This is a genomic window from Roseateles sp. (genome assembly GCF_044373315.1).
Lineage (GTDB): Bacteria > Pseudomonadota > Gammaproteobacteria > Burkholderiales > Burkholderiaceae_C > JACDQM01.
In genome coordinates this window covers 1-17,884 of record NZ_JBILQK010000007.1, presented here as the reverse complement: position 1 = coordinate 17,884, position 17,884 = coordinate 1, and the positions used below count along the sequence as shown (strand labels likewise).

Genomic DNA, 17,884 nt, shown 5'->3' with positions numbered 1-17,884 from the left:
CATGTGGTTCACCCGCGTTTCGATTCAGAACCCGGTGATGGCCGTGATGGTCATGTTGGCCTTTGTGGTGCTGGGTCTGTTCAGCTACCAGCGCCTGTCGGTCGACCAGTTCCCGAACATCGACTTCCCCACCGTGGTGGTGCAGATGGACTATCCGGGCGCCTCGCCCGAGATCGTCGAGGCCGAGGTCACGAAGAAGGTCGAGCAGGCCGTCAACACGGTGGCTGGCATCAGCTCGCTGTATTCGCGCTCCTACGAGGGCAGCTCGGTGGTGATCGTCGAGTTCAATCTTGACATCGATGGCCGTAAGGCCGCCGAGGATGTGCGCGAGAAGGTGGCGCTGATGCGCCCCACGCTGCGCGACGAGGTGAAGGAGCCGCGCATCTCGCGCTTCGATCCCGCCAGCCAGCCGATCTTCAATGTTGCCGTGCTGGCCGATGCCGGTGCGCAGATCGACACCCAGGAGCTGACGCGCTGGTCGACCCAGGTGCTGCAGAAGCGGCTGGAGAACGTGCGCGGTGTCGGCTCGGTCAGTGTGGTGGGCGGGTTGCAGCGCCAGATCCAGATCCAGCTGCGCCCGGCCGCGATGGAGGCTTTGGGTATCACAGTCGACCAGGTGCTGGCCGCCGTGAAGAGCGAGAACCAGGAGCTGCCGCTGGGCACGCTGCACTCGGCGCAGCAGGAGCGCGTGGTGCAGATCAATGCGCGCCTGAAGCGGCCGGAGGATTTCCGCGGCATCGTGGTGGCCCGCAAGGCCGGCGCATCGATCAAGCTGTGGCAGGTGGCGGATGTGGTGGACGGGCCGCAGGAAGTCGAAAGCCTGGCGCTCTACAACGGGCAACGCACGGTGTTGCTGTCGGTGCAGAAGAGCCAAGGCGAGAACACCATCGCCGTGGTCGACGGCCTGCAGGCGGCCCTCAAGGAAGCGCAGGTGCTGCTGCCCAAGGGCGTGAAGACAGAGGTCAACCGCGACAACTCGCGCGCCATCCGCGTCTCGGTGGCCAACGTCAAGCAGACGCTGATCGAGGGCGCGCTGCTGACGGTCCTGATCGTGTTTCTGTTCCTGAACAGTTGGCGCTCGACCGTGATCACCGGACTGACGCTGCCGATCGCGCTGATCGGCACCTTCCTGTTCATGTATGTGTTCGGCTTCACGATCAACATGATCACGCTGATGGCGCTGAGCCTGTGCGTGGGCCTCTTAATCGACGATGCCATCGTGGTGCGCGAGAACATCGTGCGCCATGTCCAGATGGGCGCCAGCCCGCGCCAGGCAGCGCTGGACGGCACCGAGGAGATCGGGCTGGCGGTGTTGGCCACCACCTTCTCCATCGTCGCGGTGTTCCTGCCGATCGGCTTCATGGGCGGCATCGTCGGCAAGTTTTTCCACGAGTTCGGCATCACCATCGTCGCCGCGGTGCTGATCTCGATGTTTGTCTCCTTTACGTTGGACCCGATGCTGTCCAGCATCTGGCATGACCCGCAGGCGCATGGGGCCCATCGCGGTCCGCCAGTGACGCTGTACGACAAGACGCTGGGCCGCGTGACGCTGTCCTTCGACCGGTTTAGCGAATGGCTGTCGGCGCTGTATCAGCGCGTGCTGGCCTGGTCGCTGGTTCACAAAGGGGCCACGCTGGCGATCGCACTGGCCACGCTGGTGGCCAGCTGCGGCCTGGCCGGCTCGCTGGGCAAGGAGTTCGTGCCCAAGGCCGATCTGTCCGAGACCCAGATCAACTTCTACACTCCGGTCGGCTCATCGCTGGAAGTGACCGAGGCGCGGGCGCGCCAGATCGACGCGGTGCTGCGCGCACTGCCCGAGGTGCGCTACACCGTGACCACTATCAACAGCGGTTTCGCGGCCGGCAAGATCTATGGCTCAATCTATGTGCGGCTGACGGACCGCAAGGACCGGCAGCGCAGCGTCAACGATCTGGTGCTGCCGCTGCGCGAGCAACTGGCCACGATCCCGGGCGTCACCATCACCAATATCGGCCAGACCGATCTGGGCGGCTCCAAGAGCCTGCAGTTCTCCATCCAGGGCGCCGACCTGAAGGAGCTGGAGCGTCTGTCCAAGACGGTGATGGCCAAGCTGGAGAAGATTCCTGGCCTGGTCGACCTGGACAGTACGCTGAAGCCCGACAAGCCAACCGTGGCCATCGAGGTCAAGCGCGAGGCGGCGGCCGACGCCGGGCTCAACGTCAATGCGCTGGCAGGCACACTGCGCACGCTGCTGGCCGGCACGACGGTGGGCAACTGGCGCGCGCCGGACGGCGAGAACTACGACGTGCTGCTGCGTCTGGCGCCGCAGGCCCGCGACAGCCTGGCCGATCTGCAGAATCTGCCGATCAATGTGGCGGCTGCGGCCGACGGCTCACCGCGCGTAGTGCGGCTGTCGCAGGTGGCCGATGTGCATGCGGCGACCGGCGCCAACCAGATCAACCGCCGCGACTTGAACCGCGAAGTTCAGATCGACGGCAATGCGCTGGGCCGCAGCGCCGGTGAGGTTTCGGCCGACATCAAGAATGTGCTGGACGAGACGCCGTTCCCGCCGGGCTACCGCTACAGCTTCGGCGGCTCGACCAAGAACATGACTGAGTCCTTCCAGTATGCGGTGGGCGCGCTGGCCTTGGCCATCGTCTTCATCTACATGATCCTGGCCAGCCAGTTCAAGAGCTTTCTGCAGCCGCTGGCGCTGATGAGTTCGCTGCCGCTGACTTTGATCGGTGTGGTGGGCGCGCTGCTGGCGTTCCGCTCGACGCTGAACATGTTCTCCATCATCGGCATCGTGATGCTGATGGGCCTGGTGACCAAGAACGCCATCCTGCTGATCGACTTCGCGATCCGGGCTCGCGAAGGCGAGCATGGGCATGGCGTTGACAACGAACCGATGGGCCGGGAGGCCGCGCTGCTGCGTGCGGCGGCCGTGCGGCTGCGGCCCATCCTGATGACGACGCTGGCGATGATCTTCGGCATGGTGCCGCTGGCCTTTGCCGTCTCTGAAGGCTCTGAGCAGCGCGCGCCGATGGGGCAGGCGGTGATCGGCGGTGTGATCACCTCTTCCGTGCTGACTCTGGTGGTGGTGCCGGTGATCTATTGCTATCTTGACGACCTGTCGGCCTGGCTGAAACGCAAGTTCGCGCCGGCCGTGCCCGCCGAGGCGCCCGCAGGCCCTGGCGCGAAATAGAATCCCCCCAGTTTTCGGCTGCCCGCAACTGGACAGCGTGCCGCCCGTACCCGAGGAAGAATCGAGATGAACGTCGAACAAGCCCGCTTCAACATGATCGAGCAGCAGATCCGCCCCTGGGATGTGCTTGATACGGATGTGCTGGCCCTGTTGGCCGTGGTGAAGCGCGAGGACTTCGTGCCGGCGGCCTACCGCGCCATGGCCTTCACCGATTGCGAGCTGCCGCTGCCGGGTGGCCAGCAGATGCTGGCGCCGCGCGTCGAGGCGCGCCTGTTGCAGGAGTTGAAGGTGCAACGCCATGAGAAGGTGCTCGAGATCGGCGCCGGCTCCGGCTATATGGCGGCCTTGCTGGGCCACCGTGCCCAGCGCGTGATCACGCTGGAGAGCAATGCCGAGCTGGCGCGTTTTGCCAGCGACAACCTGAAGCGCGCCGGGGCCACCAATGTGACGGTGCGTGAAGCCGATGGCGCGCACGGCCTGGCGGGCGAAGCGCCATTTGACGTCATCCTGTTGTCTGGATCGGTGGCCGAGGTGCCTCAGACGCTGCTGGATCAGCTCAAGGTCGGCGGTCGCCTGGCGGCCATCGTCGGCGAAGAGCCGGTGATGCGCGCGATGCTGTACACCCGCAGCGCCGAGCGCGAGTTCCGCTCGACGGTGCTGTTCGATACCGTGGCGGCGCGCCTGCAGGGCTTCGAGCAGCGCTCGGGCTTTGTCTTCTGAGATAACAGCGTCGATGCCGACCCAGCTGAGTTGCGCCGAGGTTCTGAGCCGCTGCACCGGTGAGGCGGGCTTGCCGCCTCCGCTGCTGCTCGATGTGCGCCAGCCTTGGGAAGCCGAGCTGGCCCGCATCCGCATTGAGGGTGTGAGCGAGCGCCTGATCCCGATGGGCGAGCTGGTCCAGCGTCTGGATGAGCTCGATCCGCTGCAGCCTGTCGTCTGCTATTGCCATCACGGCGTGCGAAGTCTGCAGGTCGTCGCATTTCTCGAGCGCCAGGGCTTCGAATCGGTCTATAACCTCGCCGGCGGCATTGACGCTTGGTCGTGCGAGATTGACCCGGCTCTGCCTCGATACTGAATACCCAGACCCACAACACAACTACCCCTGCTGCGAGGATTCCTCATGCCTGCTGACAACAAGATGCCCAAGCGCCCGGATGCGCTGTGGCGCATGAGCCGTCTTTCCCTGGCGCTGGCGCTGACCCTGGGCGCTGCCTCAGCGGTGCGCGCGCAAAGCCTGCTGGAACTCTATGAAGCTGCCCGTGCCTATGACGCGACCTACCTGGCAGCGCGTTCGCAGGCCGATTCGAGCCAATACCGTGCAGCCCAGGCTGATGCGCTGAATCGTCCGAGCGTGGGCGTCGGTGTGACCGGGACACGGACTGAAACCGATCTGCCGCGCCCGCCGAACCGGGTGGACTCCACCACCGTGCAGGCCGGCCTGACCGCCAAGTACGCCCTGTACAACCGGGCCAACCGCTTCAGTATCGACCAGGCGCAGCGCAGCCTGGGCATCGCGCAGGCCGATCTGGAAGCTGCGGAGCAGGACCTGATCGTGCGCGTGGCCCAGGCCTATTTCGATGTGCTGGCCGCACAGGACGTGCTGGGCACGACCAAGGCCAACAAGACCGCCATTGCAGAACAGCTGGCTTCAGCCAAGCGCAATTTCGAGGTGGGCACTGCCACGATCACCGATACGCGTGAGGCGCAGGCCAGCTTCGACCGCGCCACGGCGCGCGAGATCGCGGCCGACAATGACCTGCGCGTCAAGCGCGTGTCGCTGGACCAGATCGTGGGCCGTCTGGGCGTGGCGCCTAAGCCGCTGGCCCAGCCTGTGGCTTTGCCGGCCATGACACCGATGACGGTCGACCCCTGGGTCAGTCTGGCTGACGAGCAACACCCGCTGGTGCGCAAGGCCAAGCTGGGGCTTGAAGTGGCCCGGCTGGAGACCGGCAAGGCCCGCGCGGCGGAAGCGCCGACGGTGGACCTGACCGGCACGCTGGCCAGCACCAATGCCCGCGGCAACGGCGCCACGATGCCTGGCACCACCGGCGTGGCCAGCGTTGGCGTGGCCCTCAACATGCCGCTGTATACCGGCGGTGCCACGGGCAACCGCATTAAGGAAACGGTGGCTCTGGAGGAGCGCTCGCGCAATGATCTCGAGTTCGCTCGCCGGGCCGTGACCGAGAACACCAAGCGTGCCTTCTTTGGCGTGCAGTCCGGGTTGGCTCAGGTCAAGGCGCTGGAAGCGGCCGAGTCCTCAAGCCGGCTGGCTCTTGAGGCCACACAGCTGGGCTACAAGGTGGGCGTGCGCGTCAACCTGGATGTGCTGAATGCTCAGACCCAGCTCTTCTCGACCCAGAGCGATCTGGCCAAGGCCCGCTATGACGTGGTGCTGACCAGCCTCAAGCTGCGCCAGGCCAGCGGCCAGCTCAAGCCCGAGGATGTAGCAGCGGTCAACCAGCTGCTGGTCAAGTAAGGCTGTTCGGCGCGCACTCAGTGCGTCAGGGCCGGCACCGTGAAGCGGTTGCCGGCCCTGGTTTTTTTCGGGCCTTGCTACATGCCGTGGGGCGGGCGGGCAAAATCTGACCTCATGCTTTATCTCCTTTCGCCTGCCAAGTCCCTGGACTACGAAACCGCCGTACCGCCCGCTGTGCTCCAGCACGCTACCGAGCCACAGTTCCTGACGCAATCGGCCGAACTGATCGAGGTGCTCCGGCGCAAGACACCGGCCGAGATCGCCACGTTGATGGACCTGTCCGAGGCGCTGTCAGCCCTCAACGTGGGCCGCTACCAGGCCTGGGAGCCGCAGTTCACCGAGGCCAACAGCAAGCCGGCGGTACTGGCCTTCAATGGCGATGTCTACGAAGGCCTGGATGCGGGTTCGCTGAGCCTGGCGCAGCTGAAGTGGGCGCAACAGCATCTGCTTATCCTGTCCGGCCTGTATGGCGTGCTGCGTCCGCTGGACCGGATGCAGCCCTACCGCCTGGAGATGGGCACCCGCCTGGCCACAGTGCGAGGTGCCACGCTCTACGCCTATTGGGGTGACGCACTGGCCGAGCACCTGAATGCGCGCGCTGCCTCCAGCCAGGTGCCGGTGATTGTCAACCTCGCCTCGCAGGAATACTTCAAGGCTGCCGACCGCAAGGCCTTGCAGCCGCGCGTGATCGAGTGCCAGTTCGAGGACTGGAAGAACGGGCAGTACAAGATCATCAGCTTCTTCGCCAAGCGCGCCCGCGGTCTGATGGCACGTTTCTGCATCGAACACCAGATCGACACGCCGGCCGGTCTGCAGCGCTTTGACCTGGAGGGCTACCGCTACCAGCCCGAGTTGTCCACGCCCGAGCGCCTGCTGTTCCGGCGCAAGCTGGTCTGAAGGCAGAATATCCGGCATGAATACCCAAGTGATCACGCCGGAACTTCGGCACTGGATCGTTGAGCAGAACCGGGCTGGCGTTGCTCCGGAAAAGGTAATGGCCTCGATGCGGGCCAGCGGCTGGGATGAGACGGTGGCGCAGCGCGCGCTGGAGCAGGTGCTGGCTGGTGTCGTGCAGGAGCAGGTGCCAGGGAGCCGGGGAATTCCGGAGCAAACCCTGCCTGAACCTGCCTTGAGCGGCCAGCCTTCGCGCATTTGGGCGGGTGACCGTGAGGTCAAGATCCTGCTCACCGCGCGCAAGCCTCGTCTGGTGGTCTTTGGCGGCCTGCTGTCTGACGAGGAGTGCGAGGAGTTGCGCGCGGCTGCTGCGCCGCGGCTTTCGCGGTCCGAGACGGTGGCCGAGCGCAGCGACGGCAGCGAGGTGAATGCCGCACGCACCAGCCAGGGCATGTTCTTCGGGCGCTCCGAGAACGACATCTGTGCCCGCATCGAAGCGCGCATAGCCCACCTGCTCAACTGGCCGGTCGAGAATGGCGAAGGCCTTCAGGTTCTGCGTTATGCCCCCGGCGCCGAGTATCTACCGCACTATGACTACTTCGATCCCGCGCTGGCCAGCACCGAGGCCATCATCCAGCGCGGCGGCCAACGTGTGGCAACCCTAGTGATGTATTTGAACTCCCCTACACGTGGCGGCGGCACCGTGTTTCCGGATGTGGGCCTGGAAGTGGCGCCGATCAAGGGCAATGCGGTGTTCTTCAGCTATGCCCAGCCGCATCCCAGCAGCCTGAGCCTGCATGGCGGCTCGCCGGTGCTGGAGGGCGAGAAGTGGGTGGCCACCAAATGGCTGCGCTGGCGCGAGTTCGACTGAAGCGTCCGCACGGTCTCCAGCCGCCTTCAGCGCCTGAGCGGCAACTGGCTCTGCTTGAGCTGGCGCAGCACGAAGCTGCTCTTGCTATGGCGGATCCCCGGGATCTTGTAGAGCCGCTCACGCAGCAGGCGCTCGTAGTCTCGCGTATCCGCGACGGCAATGCGCACGTAGTAGTCGTAGTCTCCTGAGACCAGGAAGGCTTCGATCACTTCCGGGATCTGCTCCAGCGCTCGGCCGAACTCGAACAGGGCCTCGTCTGAATGGTTGTCCAGCGTGACATGGACGATGACGGTGTCGGCCAGACCCAGCTTGGCGGCGTTGACCCGAACCGAGTAGCCCTCGATCACGCCAGCCTCTTCCATGCGCTTGATGCGCGTCCAGCAAGGGGAACTGGTCAAACCCACCTGCTGGCTGATCTCCTGGAGGCTGGTGCGGGCATCGCGCTGCAGCACTTCCAAGATGGCGATATCGAATTTATCGAGCTTCATTCCGACAGATTCTAGTTTGGCGGAAAACTTTTCTGCCGATTGAAAAATATGCAGCAAGTGCGAAAGCCTTTGCTGAGTGCTCTTGGGCACAGTGACGCTCATGTCACAAGCTGCTTCTGAAACACCTGAAATGCCCGCCCAGGCGACGCCGCGCAACGGTGCGCAGGCCCTGATTGCCACTCTGCTGGCACTCGGGGTCGATACGGTGTTCGGCTATCCCGGCGGAGCCGTGCTGCCGCTGTATGACGCCCTGCACGCCGAGCCAAGGCTGCGCCATGTGCTGGTTCGGCATGAGCAGGCGGCGGTCCATGCCGCTCAGGGGTATGCGCGCAGCACCGGAAAGGTTGGCGTCGTTTTCGTGACATCAGGCCCAGGCATGAGCAACACCACCACCGGCTTGCTTGATGCGCTGTGTGATTCGATCCCGGTGCTGTGCATCAGCGGCCAGGTGGCCACGGCCGTCATCGGGACGGATGCCTTTCAGGAGTGCGATGCGCTAGGCATTTCCAGGCCGGTGACCAAGTGGAACATGCAGCTGAGGGACGCCGACGCTGTCCCGGCCGGTGTGGCCGAAGCGCTGCGACGATGTGCCGGAGGGCGGCCGGGGCCGGTGCTGCTCGACTTCCCGAAAGATGTGCAGCTGGCGCCGGTGGGTACCTGGGTGCCGCCAATGCTTTCGGTCGCGGGCGGCCCGCCGCCACCGGCGGATCAGATCTGCGCTGCGCTCGACCTGATGCATGCGGCCCGGCGCCCAGTGCTCTACGGCGGCGGCGGCTTGATCAGCTCCGGGTCCGAGGCCTGCCGTGCCTTCGCCGAATTGGTGCGCGCCACAGGCGCGCCATGCACCTTGACGCTGATGGGCCTCGGGGCCTTTCCATCTGACGATCCGCAGTGCCTGGGCATGCTGGGCATGCACGGTACGCTGGAAGCGAACCTTGCCATGCATGAGGCTGACCTGATCGTCTGCGTGGGCGCGCGATTCGATGATCGCGTGACCGGACGCCTGGACGGCTTCAGCCCGCAGGCGCAGATCGTGCATCTGGATGTCGATCCGCGTTCGATCGGCAAGGTGTGCAAGACGCAAGTCGGGCTACTGGGCGATTGCCTCGCCAGCCTGCAAGGGCTGCTGCAGGGCTGGCGCGGCGGTCAGGATCTTGCGGCCTGGTGGCAGCGCATCGATGGCTGGCGCCAGGAGCGTTGCCTGGACTTTGAAGATCGAACGGACTGCATCCTGCCGCAGGCCCTGATGAGCCGCCTGGATCTGGCCCTGGCCGGCCGCGATGCCATTGTGTCCACCGATGTCGGCCAGCATCAGATGTGGGCTGCCCAGTATCTGAAACAGCGGCGGCCGGGGCGCTGGCTGAGTTCGGGCGGTGCCGGCACCATGGGCTATGGGCTGCCGGCTGCGATCGGCGCTCAGATCGCGCATCCCGAGGCGCTGACGGTCTGCGTCAGCGGCGATGCTTCGGTGCTGATGAATATCCAGGAGATGTCCACCGCCATGCAGCATCGGACGGCCGTCAAGCTGGTGCTTTGCAACAACGGCCGTATGGGCATGGTCAGGCAATGGCAGGAGCTGATCCATGGTGGCCGGCTGAGCCACAGCTATACCGAGGCCTTGCCGGACTTTGTCGCCTTGGCCAGAGCTTTCGGGTGGCAGGCGCGACGTGTGGAGCACCGTGCCGAACTGGATGCCGCGATCCAGGAGTGCTTGAGCAGTGCCGGCCCCTTCTTCCTGGATGTGGCCGTCGCGGCGCAGGAGAACTGCTTTCCGATGATGCCGGCCGGCGCTGCTCACAACGAGATCTGGCTGGCGCGGGACCGGCCCTATCTCGCGCTGTCGGAAACTGGCTGATCCGGCAGCAGGCGCTCAAGCGGTCCTGAAATGAGAAAAGGCAGCTGAAGCTGCCTTTCTTGGTTGAGCCGAAAGCCAAGCTCAGACGCGCTTGCGGTACTCGTGCGTGCGGGTGTCGATTTCGATCTTGTCGCCCTGGGCCACGAAGATGGGCACGGGGATTTCAAAACCTGTGGAGATCTTGGCGGGCTTCAGCACCTTGCCCGAGGTGTCGCCCTTGACGGCCGGCTCGGTCCAGGTGACTTCGCGCACCAGGGAGGTCGGCAGTTCGACCGAGATGGCCTTGCCGTCATAGAACACCACTTCCACGGGCATGGAGTCTTCCAGGTAGGACAGCGCGTCGCCCATGTTCTCGGCTTCGACTTCGAACTGGTTGTACTCGGTGTCCATGAACACATACATCGGGTCAGCGAAGTAGGTGTACGTGCACTCTTTCTTTTCCAGAATGATCTGGTCCATCTTGTCGTCGGCCTTGAAGACGACTTCGGTGCCCGAATTGTTCAGCAGGCTCTTCAGCTTCATGCGGACCGTGGCTGCGTTGCGGCCACCGCGGCTGTATTCGGTCTTCAACACGACCATCGGGTCCTTGCCGTGCATGATCACGTTGCCGGCGCGGATTTCTTGAGCAATCTTCATAGGTGTTCCGTCAAAGGTGTCGGGAGAGGTGTCTGTTGGCGGGCGGTGAGAGGTGAACCCCAGAGTTCGGCACAAAACTCGCAGCTTGGCGTCGTTCGGCGTCAAACACCCGTCCGGGCACGCGCCCGAAATCCCTGTTGACTTCCCCTCGGCGCGGCAAAGCCGGCTATTTTAGCTGTTTTCCCTGACAAAGCCCAGCAGCTGCTCGCATAAATCAGCCTGCTGGGTGAGTCGGTCCCGCCAGGATTTGGCATGTGCCCGCATACGGCGCAGCTCGGGCGGCGTAAGGTCGGCCCAGCTTCCCAGGCCATTCCAGGCCTTCCAAAGGCCCCGCAGCGGCCCTGCGAGTTCAGGTGCGGTGCCGGTGAGCCACAGATCGAGGAAGGCGTCGAGCTTGTGGGCGTGTGCGCCATCTGACTGCGGGTAGAGCTGCCAGACCATGGGCTGTGCCGCCCACTGGGCCCGGACGAAGGAATCTTCGCCTCGAACCAGGTTCAGGTCGCACGCCCACAAGAGGTGGTCGTAGTCGTCTTGGCTCAGGTAGGGCAGGGGCCGCCAGCGGATGAACTCTGGCAGCTTCAGCGAGGGCAGGGCATCCTGCGCTGAGCCGGGGCAGGCCAGCAAGAGAGTGGGTGTGGCGGCGAGCTTTTCGAGGAGCTGCGGCAGGCTGGGATTGGGGTAGGCGAACAGGCTGACGAGGCGCTCACCAGGCTGCGCCTCAATGCCCTGCGCTGCCAACCAGTGTTCGCGGTCAAACGTCGCCTGGCTGGCCAGCAACCCTGGCTCACGAAGCAATCCGCCGGTGCGGGCCGTGAAGCCGGGATAGAAGAAACGCTTCTTCAAGCCTTGGCCAGGGCCGCTGAACTGAGGAGATGTCAGGCCATGACTTCGCTCGACATAGGGCTCAGCGCTCAGGTACTCAAGGTTGATCCAGCGTGGTGCGGGCTGCCTCGCAGCCATGCGGGCAATGAAGGCCTCGGGTAGCTCGCAGCCGAAGGTCTCGATGACCACGTCCCCAACTGAGCTGGCATGAACGCTCTGTTGCCACTCCAGCACTTCAATCCGCGCAGGAATTCCCTCAGGCGCCATCCACCGCAGCGCTGAAGCGTCATCGATCCACAGCCTGACATGCTGGCCGCGCAAGGCCAGATTGCGTGCCAAGCGCCAGCTGACGCCGATGTCTCCAAAGTTGTCGATGACCCGGCAAAACACGTCCCAGCGCAGTTCCATGGCTCATTATCGACCGGGGCACGCGGCACAATCGCGCCCCATGCATGAAGCTGATTCGTCCAATTCGGCGCCCGCGCTCGCGGGCGATGCCGCCGCAGTGGGCGCTCAAAAGGAGGCCGAATGGGCGGCCGAGCGTGCGGCCAGCGAGGCGGCAGAACGCCAGCGGGTGGCCGAGGTCGAGCAGATCGCGCTGGCCCGTCGCGAGGCGGTGTTGGCCGAGGTGGCGGCATTGCCCGGTCTGCCGGGCGTCTATCGCTATTTCGACGCGCAGGATCATGTGCTCTACGTCGGCAAGGCGAAAAGCCTGAAGAAACGGGTCTCCAGCTATTTCCAGAAGGACCATGGCGGCACCCGCATCGGGATGATGGTGGCCCGCATCGCGCGTCTGGAGACCACGGTGGTGCGCACCGAGGCCGAGGCGCTGCTGCTGGAAAACAACCTGATCAAGGCGCTGAACCCCAAGTTCAACATCCTGTTCCGGGACGACAAAAGCTATCCGTACCTGCGCCTGTCGGGCCACGCCTGGCCGCGTGTCAGCTACTACCGCGGCGCAGTCGACAAGCGGCATCGCTACTTCGGGCCGTTTCCCAGTGGCTGGGCGGTCAAGGAGTCGATCCAGCTGATTCAAAAAGTTTTCAGGCTGCGCACCTGCGAGGACACGGTGTTCAACAACCGCAGCCGACCTTGCTTGCTGTATCAGATCCGTCGCTGCTCCGGGCCTTGCGTGCCCGAGGGGCAGACCGAGGAATACCGCCGCGACGTCAGCAATGCAGAGCGCTTCCTGCTTGGTGAAACGGATGAGGTGATGGCAGGCCTGCAGGCGCAGATGATGGCCTATGCCGAGGCCTACCAGTACGAACTGGCGGCCGAGGTTCGCAACCAGATTCAGGCCCTGTCTAAGGTGCTTCAGCAGCAGGCTGTCGATGAAAGCAGCGCGACCGGGCGAGATCGCGATGTTGATGTTCTGGCGGTGAGGGTGAAGGGCGGGCGTGCATGTGTCAACCTCGCCATGGTCCGTGGCGGTCGCCATCTGGGCGATCGCGCCTACTTCCCCAAGCATGTCGAAGATGCGGCTGCCGTGCAGTTGCCGGATGACGACGGTGATGGCGAGACCGTGGCCTTGCCGGTGTCGATTGAGCAGCAGGTGCTGGAGGCCTTCATGGCGCAGCACTACCTGGACTCGCAGCTGCCGTCCCTGATCGTGGTCAGCGATGCTGTGGGTGAGGGGCTGGCCGAGGCGCTCAGCGCCCAGGCTGGGGGCAAGGTGACGGTGCAGGCCCAGCCTCGTGGCCAGCGTCGCATCTGGCAGGAGATGTGCATCAAGGGTGCGGAGTTGGCGCTGGCCAGGCTCTTGTCCGAGGAAGGTTCGCAGCAGGCGCGCACGCGCGCCCTGGTGGAAGCGCTGGATCTCAGCGCGGCCGAGCTCGACAAGTTTCGTATCGAGTGTTTCGACATCAGCCATACCGCCGGCGAGGCGACGATGGCATCGTGCGTGGTTTTCGAGGCGCATCAGATGCAAAGCAGCCAGTACCGGCGCTACAACATCGAAGGCATCGTTGGTGGTGATGACTACGCCGCGATGCGGCAGGTGCTTACGCGGCGCTACAGCAAACTGGCCGAGGCCGCCACTTTGGGCACAGGGCGCATGCCCGACCTGGTGCTGGTGGACGGGGGCAAGGGGCAGGTCTCCATGGCCAAAAGTGTCTTTGAGGAGTTGGGCTTGGACCTGGGTCTGATCGTCGGTGTCGAGAAGGGCGAGGGGCGCAAGGTCGGCCTGGAAGAGCTGGTTTTTGCCGATGGACGCGAGAAGGTCTATCTTGGGCGCGATTCGGCAGCATTGATGCTTGTGGCTCAGATTCGTGATGAGGCGCATCGATTCGCGATCACAGGCATGCGGGCGAAGCGGGCCGCAGTCCGTACAGGTGGGTCCAAGCTCGAAGAGGTGCCGGGTGTGGGACCAAAGAAACGAGCGCAGCTGCTGCAACGCTTTGGAGGTGTGCGCGGCGTGGCTTCCGCTAGCGTCGACGAACTGTGCAGCGTCAAAGGTATTTCAAGAGAACTGGCTGAGGAGATCTATCGTGTCCTGCATTGAAAGACAGACGGCTGCTTCGCCCGGCCGGTGGCGCCTTGCTGCGTGGTTGAGTCTGGGGTTGATGGCGGGCCTTACCGGCTGCTCCCTGCCGCCGGCTCCACCGCCGGCGCAGACGCCTGATGCAAGCGCTGCGGACCGCACAAGCGCCGTTCGCCCAGCGCTGCCGAAGCCGAACGAACCTGCTCGTCCCGCCGCTGATGCCAGGCTGGGGCCACCCAAGCCAATTCGCAATGCGACGGAGTTGCGGCTGCAGGCTGCTCAGCGCTTGATTGCCGCCAATCCAGGCCGCGTCTACACCGGTGAGGTGCCGCAGGTGTTGCTGGCGATTCCAGTGCTTGAAGTGGAGCTCAATGCCGACGGCAGCATCAAGAAGATCGGTGTGCTTCGCAAGCCTGGACAGGCCCTCGATACCTTGGACCTGGCTATCGCGGCGGTGCGGCGTGCGGCACCGTTTGGTGATGTCACTGCCATGCCTCGGCCGTGGAAATTCAGCGAGACCTTTCTGTTCAACGATCAGCGTCTCTTCAAGCCGATGACGCTAGACCTTTAAGCTGACCTCGGCAAATAGACGACACCGGCACGCAAGCAATGCAGCCGGTGCTGCGGATTTGGGCACAATGCCCGGATGTTCTTCACGCTGCCAACACTGTTCACCTGGGCCCGCATCGTGGCGATTCCATTGATCGTCGGGGTGTTCTACCTGGATCTGGCGCCGGCCCATCAGAACCTATTCGCGACTGTGCTCTTTATCGTTGTTGCACTGACCGATTGGTTGGACGGCTACCTCGCTCGCAAGCTCAATCAGACATCGGCCTTCGGTGCCTTTCTTGATCCGGTGGCGGACAAGATCCTGGTTTGTGCGTCCCTACTGGTCTTGCTTGAACTTGGGCGGGTAAATGCACTGGTGGCGCTGGTCATCATCGGGCGGGAAATCACCATTTCTGCCCTTCGTGAGTGGATGGCCCAGATCGGTGCCTCGCGCAGTGTTGCGGTTCATATGGTTGGAAAGCTCAAGACAACCGTCCAGATGGTCGCCATCCCGTTCCTGCTGTTTGATGGTCAACTGTTTGGCTTTGTCTCGACCCGCCTTTGGGGCTCCTGGCTGATCTTTGCCGCAGTCATCCTGACGATCTGGTCGATGGTCTACTACCTGCAGAAGGCCGTGCCGGAAATCAAGGCGCGCGCCAAGTAGCTCAGAGGGCAGCCAGTCCCGAGCGCGTCGCGACCCTATTTGCCGGCGAGATGTATCAGGATTTTTCCTGTCCCAGAGCACGGCAGGATTGCATCTAGAATCCGATCCCCGCGGTGTCTACCTTGGCTTGCGCCACTGGTCTACCCGGGACGAATTCCCGCACTTCGGCCCGAGCGGCATCTTGCATTCATGTCAGGGAGTATTTTGTGAACAAGTCCGAACTGATCGAGCACATCGCCAAGCAGGCTGACATCTCCAAGGCGGCGGCCGGCCGCGCTTTGGAGGCCCTGGTGGGTGGTGTGAAGACCACGCTCAAGAAGAACGGCACAGTGTCGCTGGTGGGTTTTGGTACCTTCAGCGTCACCAAGCGGGCAGCACGCAGCGGCCGCAACCCCCGCACGGGCGATACGATCAAGATCAAGTCGGCAAAGGTGCCCAAGTTCAAGCCAGGCAAGGCTTTGAAGGACGCAGTGAACTGATTTCCCCGGTTTATCCGGGTGCTTAGCTCAGTTGGTAGAGCGGCTCCCTTACACGGAGTAGGTCAGCGGTTCGAGCCCGTTAGCACCCACCAGTTTTGGCTTGGTCCTGTCGCGAGGCGGCACCCAGCCTTTGGCTACAATGAGCCAGAGCAAAGGCGAACCCCGGTTCGCCTTTGTCTTGTTTGCAACTGCGCTTGGCGCACAGCCTGTTTGGTTGGCGCGCTTGGCTCAGAGCCGCCCGGCGGTGTACCGCCTGTCAGAGGTTATTCATGTTTGAATTCGTTCGCAAGCACAACCGACTTTTCATGATCGTCTTGTTGCTCCTGGTGCTGCCGGCCTTCGTGCTGGTTGGCGTTGAGGGGTACAGCAGCTTCATGGCTGAAGGCAAGACCAGTGTTGCCAGTGTTGATGGGCAGAAGATCACTCAGGCCGAATGGGACGCGGTGCATCGTGAGCAGGTCGATCGCATGCGGGCCCAAATGCCGACCGCCGATCTCAAGCAGTTTGACACGCCGGAGGTCAAGCGTGAGTCGCTCGAAGGGCTGCTGCGTGAGCGTGTGATGCAGACCACAGCCGTCAAGCAGCACCTGGTGGTGAGCGATGAGCGTCTCCAGGCCCTGTTCAGGGCTGATCCGGAGTTCGCCTTCCTGCGCAATCCGGACGGCACGGTGAACAAGGCTTTGCTGACCGCTCAGGGCATGAGTTCGGAAATGTTTGTGCGCCGCTTGCGTCAGGACCTGACGCTCCGTCAGGTGATGGCTGGCGTGAGCGAATCTGCGCTGTCGGTCGAAGCGGTTTCAGGCGTGGCCTTTGATGCGCTCCTGCAGCGTCGTGAATTGCAGCTGCAGCGCTTCGATCCGAGGGACTATCTGGCTCAGATCAACCCGAGTCAGGCTGATCTGGAAGCCTTCTACAAGGTGCCAGCCAATTCTGCTCGCTTCCAACTGCCCGAATCGGCTGAGATTGAATATGTGCAGTTGAATCTGGATGCGCTGCTAGGCGACATCAAGATGGGCGAAGAAGAGCTCCGCAAGTACTATAGCGAGAACGAGTCGCGCTACACGGTTGCCGAGGAGCGCCGTGCAAGCCACATTCTGATCAAGGCAGAGAAGGACAGCTCTGCTGATGCTCGTGCAAAGGCGCGTGCCAAGGCTGAAGAACTGTTGATACAGGCGCGGAAGAGCCCGGCCGGCTTTGCCGAGTTGGCTCGCCAGCATTCGCAGGATGAAGGCTCGGCTGCCAACGGTGGCGATCTGGATTTCTTTGCCCGCGGTGCGATGGTGAAGCCCTTCGAAGACGCTGCCTTCGCGCTGAAGGCAGGTGAGATCAGCAACGTGGTCGAGTCTGATTTCGGATACCACGTGATCCAGGTCACTGGCGTGCGCGGTGGCGAACGCAAGACCTTTGAGAGTGTGCGGCCGCAGATCGAGCAGGAAGTGCGCCGGCAACTGGCCCAGAAGCGCTATACCGAGCTTGCCGAGCAGTTCAGCAATACCGTCTACGAGCAATCTGACAGCCTCAAGCCAGCCGCAGACCTGGCCAAGCTGAAGGTTCAAACGGCTAGCGTCCAGCGCCAGCCGGCGCCGGGCATCAGTGGTGCACTGGCTTCGCCCAAGCTTCTTGAATTGGTGTTCAGCGAAGAGTCTGTTCGCAACAAGCGCAACACCGAAGCGGTCGAGGTGGGTGCGAATCAGTTGGTGGCGGCTCGAGTCATCAAACACATGCCAGCGCGCCTGCCTGAGTTGGCGGATGTGCAAGCCCAGGTGCGCGCTCAACTGATTCAGAAGCTCGCCGGTGAGATGGCCATCAAGAAGGGTCAGGAACGTTTGGAGGCCCTCAAGACCTCCGACTCAGGTGATGGGTTGAGCGCTTCCCTGGTCGTGTCGCGCGCAGCGCTTGGCGGACTTTCCCCCACGGTGGTGAAGGCGATCCTGAGTGCGGACGCCTCTAAGCTGCCGGCGTACGTTGGTGCAAAGAGTGATGAAGGTGGCTACGTGGTCGCCCGCATCAGCAAGCTGATGCCGCGCGACCCTGCGATCATTGATGCCAAGCGCGCTGCTGTGCAGTATGCGCAGGCTTGGACGTCGGCCGAGTCACAAGCTTACTATGAGGCGCTGAAGGCGCGGCACAAGGCCGTTATCAAGGTCGGCGTGGCGGCGTCGGCCGTTACCCAATGATTTTTCAGGCGGCGTTGAATTTCTGTAGCGCCTGCTAAAAATCCTGTCTATAATCTATGGCTCTGCGGTGGTTGTAGCTCAGTTGGTAGAGTCCAGGATTGTGATTCCTGTTGTCGTGGGTTCGAGTCCCATCAGCCACCCCAAAAAACATTGATCAAAAGCCCAGAGGCGCAAGCCTCTGGGCTTTTTTCATGTGCGCTCAGCATGAGCGCACTCTTGCGGGTGCAAGTCCCGCCGTAAGTTGATCACAGCGAACGAAGCGAAGCGCAACTGCACGAGGGCGACCGAATGTGGGGAGGAAGCGTGGAGC

General features: G+C 63.3%; 15 protein-coding genes and 2 tRNA genes. 14 read left to right on the top strand and 3 right to left on the bottom strand.

Annotated features, from left to right (window positions below):
- Position 1 precedes the first annotated feature (1 nt).
- From ACIQ67_RS03200 to ACIQ67_RS03175, 6 genes are all read left to right on the top strand, one after another.
- Positions 2–3,184, top strand: coding sequence for an efflux RND transporter permease subunit (locus tag ACIQ67_RS03200; protein WP_397532908.1), 3,183 nt, complete (start codon positions 2–4; stop codon positions 3,182–3,184).
- 66 nt (positions 3,185–3,250) lie between these two features.
- Positions 3,251–3,904, top strand: coding sequence for a protein-L-isoaspartate O-methyltransferase (locus ACIQ67_RS03195; RefSeq protein WP_397532907.1), 654 nt, complete (start codon positions 3,251–3,253; stop codon positions 3,902–3,904).
- A gap of 13 nt (positions 3,905–3,917) precedes the next feature.
- On the top strand, positions 3,918–4,259 hold the full coding sequence (locus tag ACIQ67_RS03190; RefSeq protein ID WP_397532906.1) for a rhodanese-like domain-containing protein: 342 nt from the start codon (positions 3,918–3,920) through the stop codon (positions 4,257–4,259).
- 45 nt (positions 4,260–4,304) lie between these two features.
- The gene (locus ACIQ67_RS03185) at positions 4,305–5,660 is read left to right on the top strand and encodes a TolC family outer membrane protein (RefSeq protein ID WP_397532905.1); all 1,356 of its coding nucleotides are present in this window, start codon (positions 4,305–4,307) and stop codon (positions 5,658–5,660) included.
- A gap of 114 nt (positions 5,661–5,774) precedes the next feature.
- Complete coding sequence (gene yaaA / locus ACIQ67_RS03180; protein WP_397532904.1) at positions 5,775–6,557, top strand: peroxide stress protein YaaA; 783 nt, start codon at positions 5,775–5,777, stop codon at positions 6,555–6,557.
- A gap of 16 nt (positions 6,558–6,573) precedes the next feature.
- Entirely contained in the window at positions 6,574–7,425 is an 852-nt protein-coding gene (locus ACIQ67_RS03175; protein WP_397532903.1) for a 2OG-Fe(II) oxygenase, read from the top strand.
- A gap of 26 nt (positions 7,426–7,451) precedes the next feature.
- On the opposite strand, the gene ACIQ67_RS03170 is transcribed toward ACIQ67_RS03175, so the two are convergent.
- Positions 7,452–7,913, bottom strand: a complete 462-nt coding sequence (locus ACIQ67_RS03170; RefSeq protein ID WP_397532902.1) for an Lrp/AsnC family transcriptional regulator — start codon at positions 7,911–7,913, stop codon at positions 7,452–7,454.
- 130 nt (positions 7,914–8,043) lie between these two features.
- Between ACIQ67_RS03170 and ilvB the strand changes: the two genes are divergently transcribed.
- The gene (gene ilvB / locus ACIQ67_RS03165; protein ID WP_397532901.1) at positions 8,044–9,768 is read left to right on the top strand and encodes a biosynthetic-type acetolactate synthase large subunit; all 1,725 of its coding nucleotides are present in this window, start codon (positions 8,044–8,046) and stop codon (positions 9,766–9,768) included.
- Between the two features lie 81 nt (positions 9,769–9,849).
- On the opposite strand, the gene efp is transcribed toward ilvB, so the two are convergent.
- Together efp and earP are read right to left on the bottom strand one after the other, a co-directional pair.
- Positions 9,850–10,404: an elongation factor P gene (gene efp / locus ACIQ67_RS03160; protein ID WP_397532900.1), complete on the bottom strand. Its 555-nt coding sequence runs from the start codon at positions 10,402–10,404 to the stop codon at positions 9,850–9,852.
- Positions 10,405–10,575: 171 nt separating this feature from the next.
- The gene (gene earP, locus ACIQ67_RS03155; protein ID WP_397532899.1) at positions 10,576–11,634 is read right to left on the bottom strand and encodes an elongation factor P maturation arginine rhamnosyltransferase EarP; all 1,059 of its coding nucleotides are present in this window, start codon (positions 11,632–11,634) and stop codon (positions 10,576–10,578) included.
- A 40-nt stretch (positions 11,635–11,674) separates the two neighbouring features.
- Here earP and uvrC point away from each other — a divergent pair, with 40 nt between their 5' ends.
- From uvrC to ACIQ67_RS03120, 7 genes are all read left to right on the top strand, one after another.
- Entirely contained in the window at positions 11,675–13,726 is a 2,052-nt protein-coding gene (uvrC, locus tag ACIQ67_RS03150; protein WP_397532898.1) for an excinuclease ABC subunit UvrC, read from the top strand.
- Positions 13,727–13,991: 265 nt separating this feature from the next.
- Entirely contained in the window at positions 13,992–14,276 is a 285-nt protein-coding gene (locus tag ACIQ67_RS03145) for an energy transducer TonB (RefSeq protein WP_397532897.1), read from the top strand.
- A gap of 75 nt (positions 14,277–14,351) precedes the next feature.
- Positions 14,352–14,918, top strand: coding sequence for a CDP-diacylglycerol--glycerol-3-phosphate 3-phosphatidyltransferase (pgsA, locus tag ACIQ67_RS03140; protein WP_397532896.1), 567 nt, complete (start codon positions 14,352–14,354; stop codon positions 14,916–14,918).
- Between the two features lie 206 nt (positions 14,919–15,124).
- On the top strand, positions 15,125–15,397 hold the full coding sequence (locus tag ACIQ67_RS03135) for an HU family DNA-binding protein (protein WP_397532895.1): 273 nt from the start codon (positions 15,125–15,127) through the stop codon (positions 15,395–15,397).
- A gap of 16 nt (positions 15,398–15,413) precedes the next feature.
- A tRNA-Val gene (locus ACIQ67_RS03130) sits at positions 15,414–15,489 on the top strand.
- 177 nt (positions 15,490–15,666) lie between these two features.
- The gene (locus tag ACIQ67_RS03125) at positions 15,667–17,574 is read left to right on the top strand and encodes a SurA N-terminal domain-containing protein (protein WP_397532894.1); all 1,908 of its coding nucleotides are present in this window, start codon (positions 15,667–15,669) and stop codon (positions 17,572–17,574) included.
- Positions 17,575–17,641: 67 nt separating this feature from the next.
- A tRNA-His gene (locus tag ACIQ67_RS03120) sits at positions 17,642–17,717 on the top strand.
- Positions 17,718–17,884: the final 167 nt, after the last annotated feature.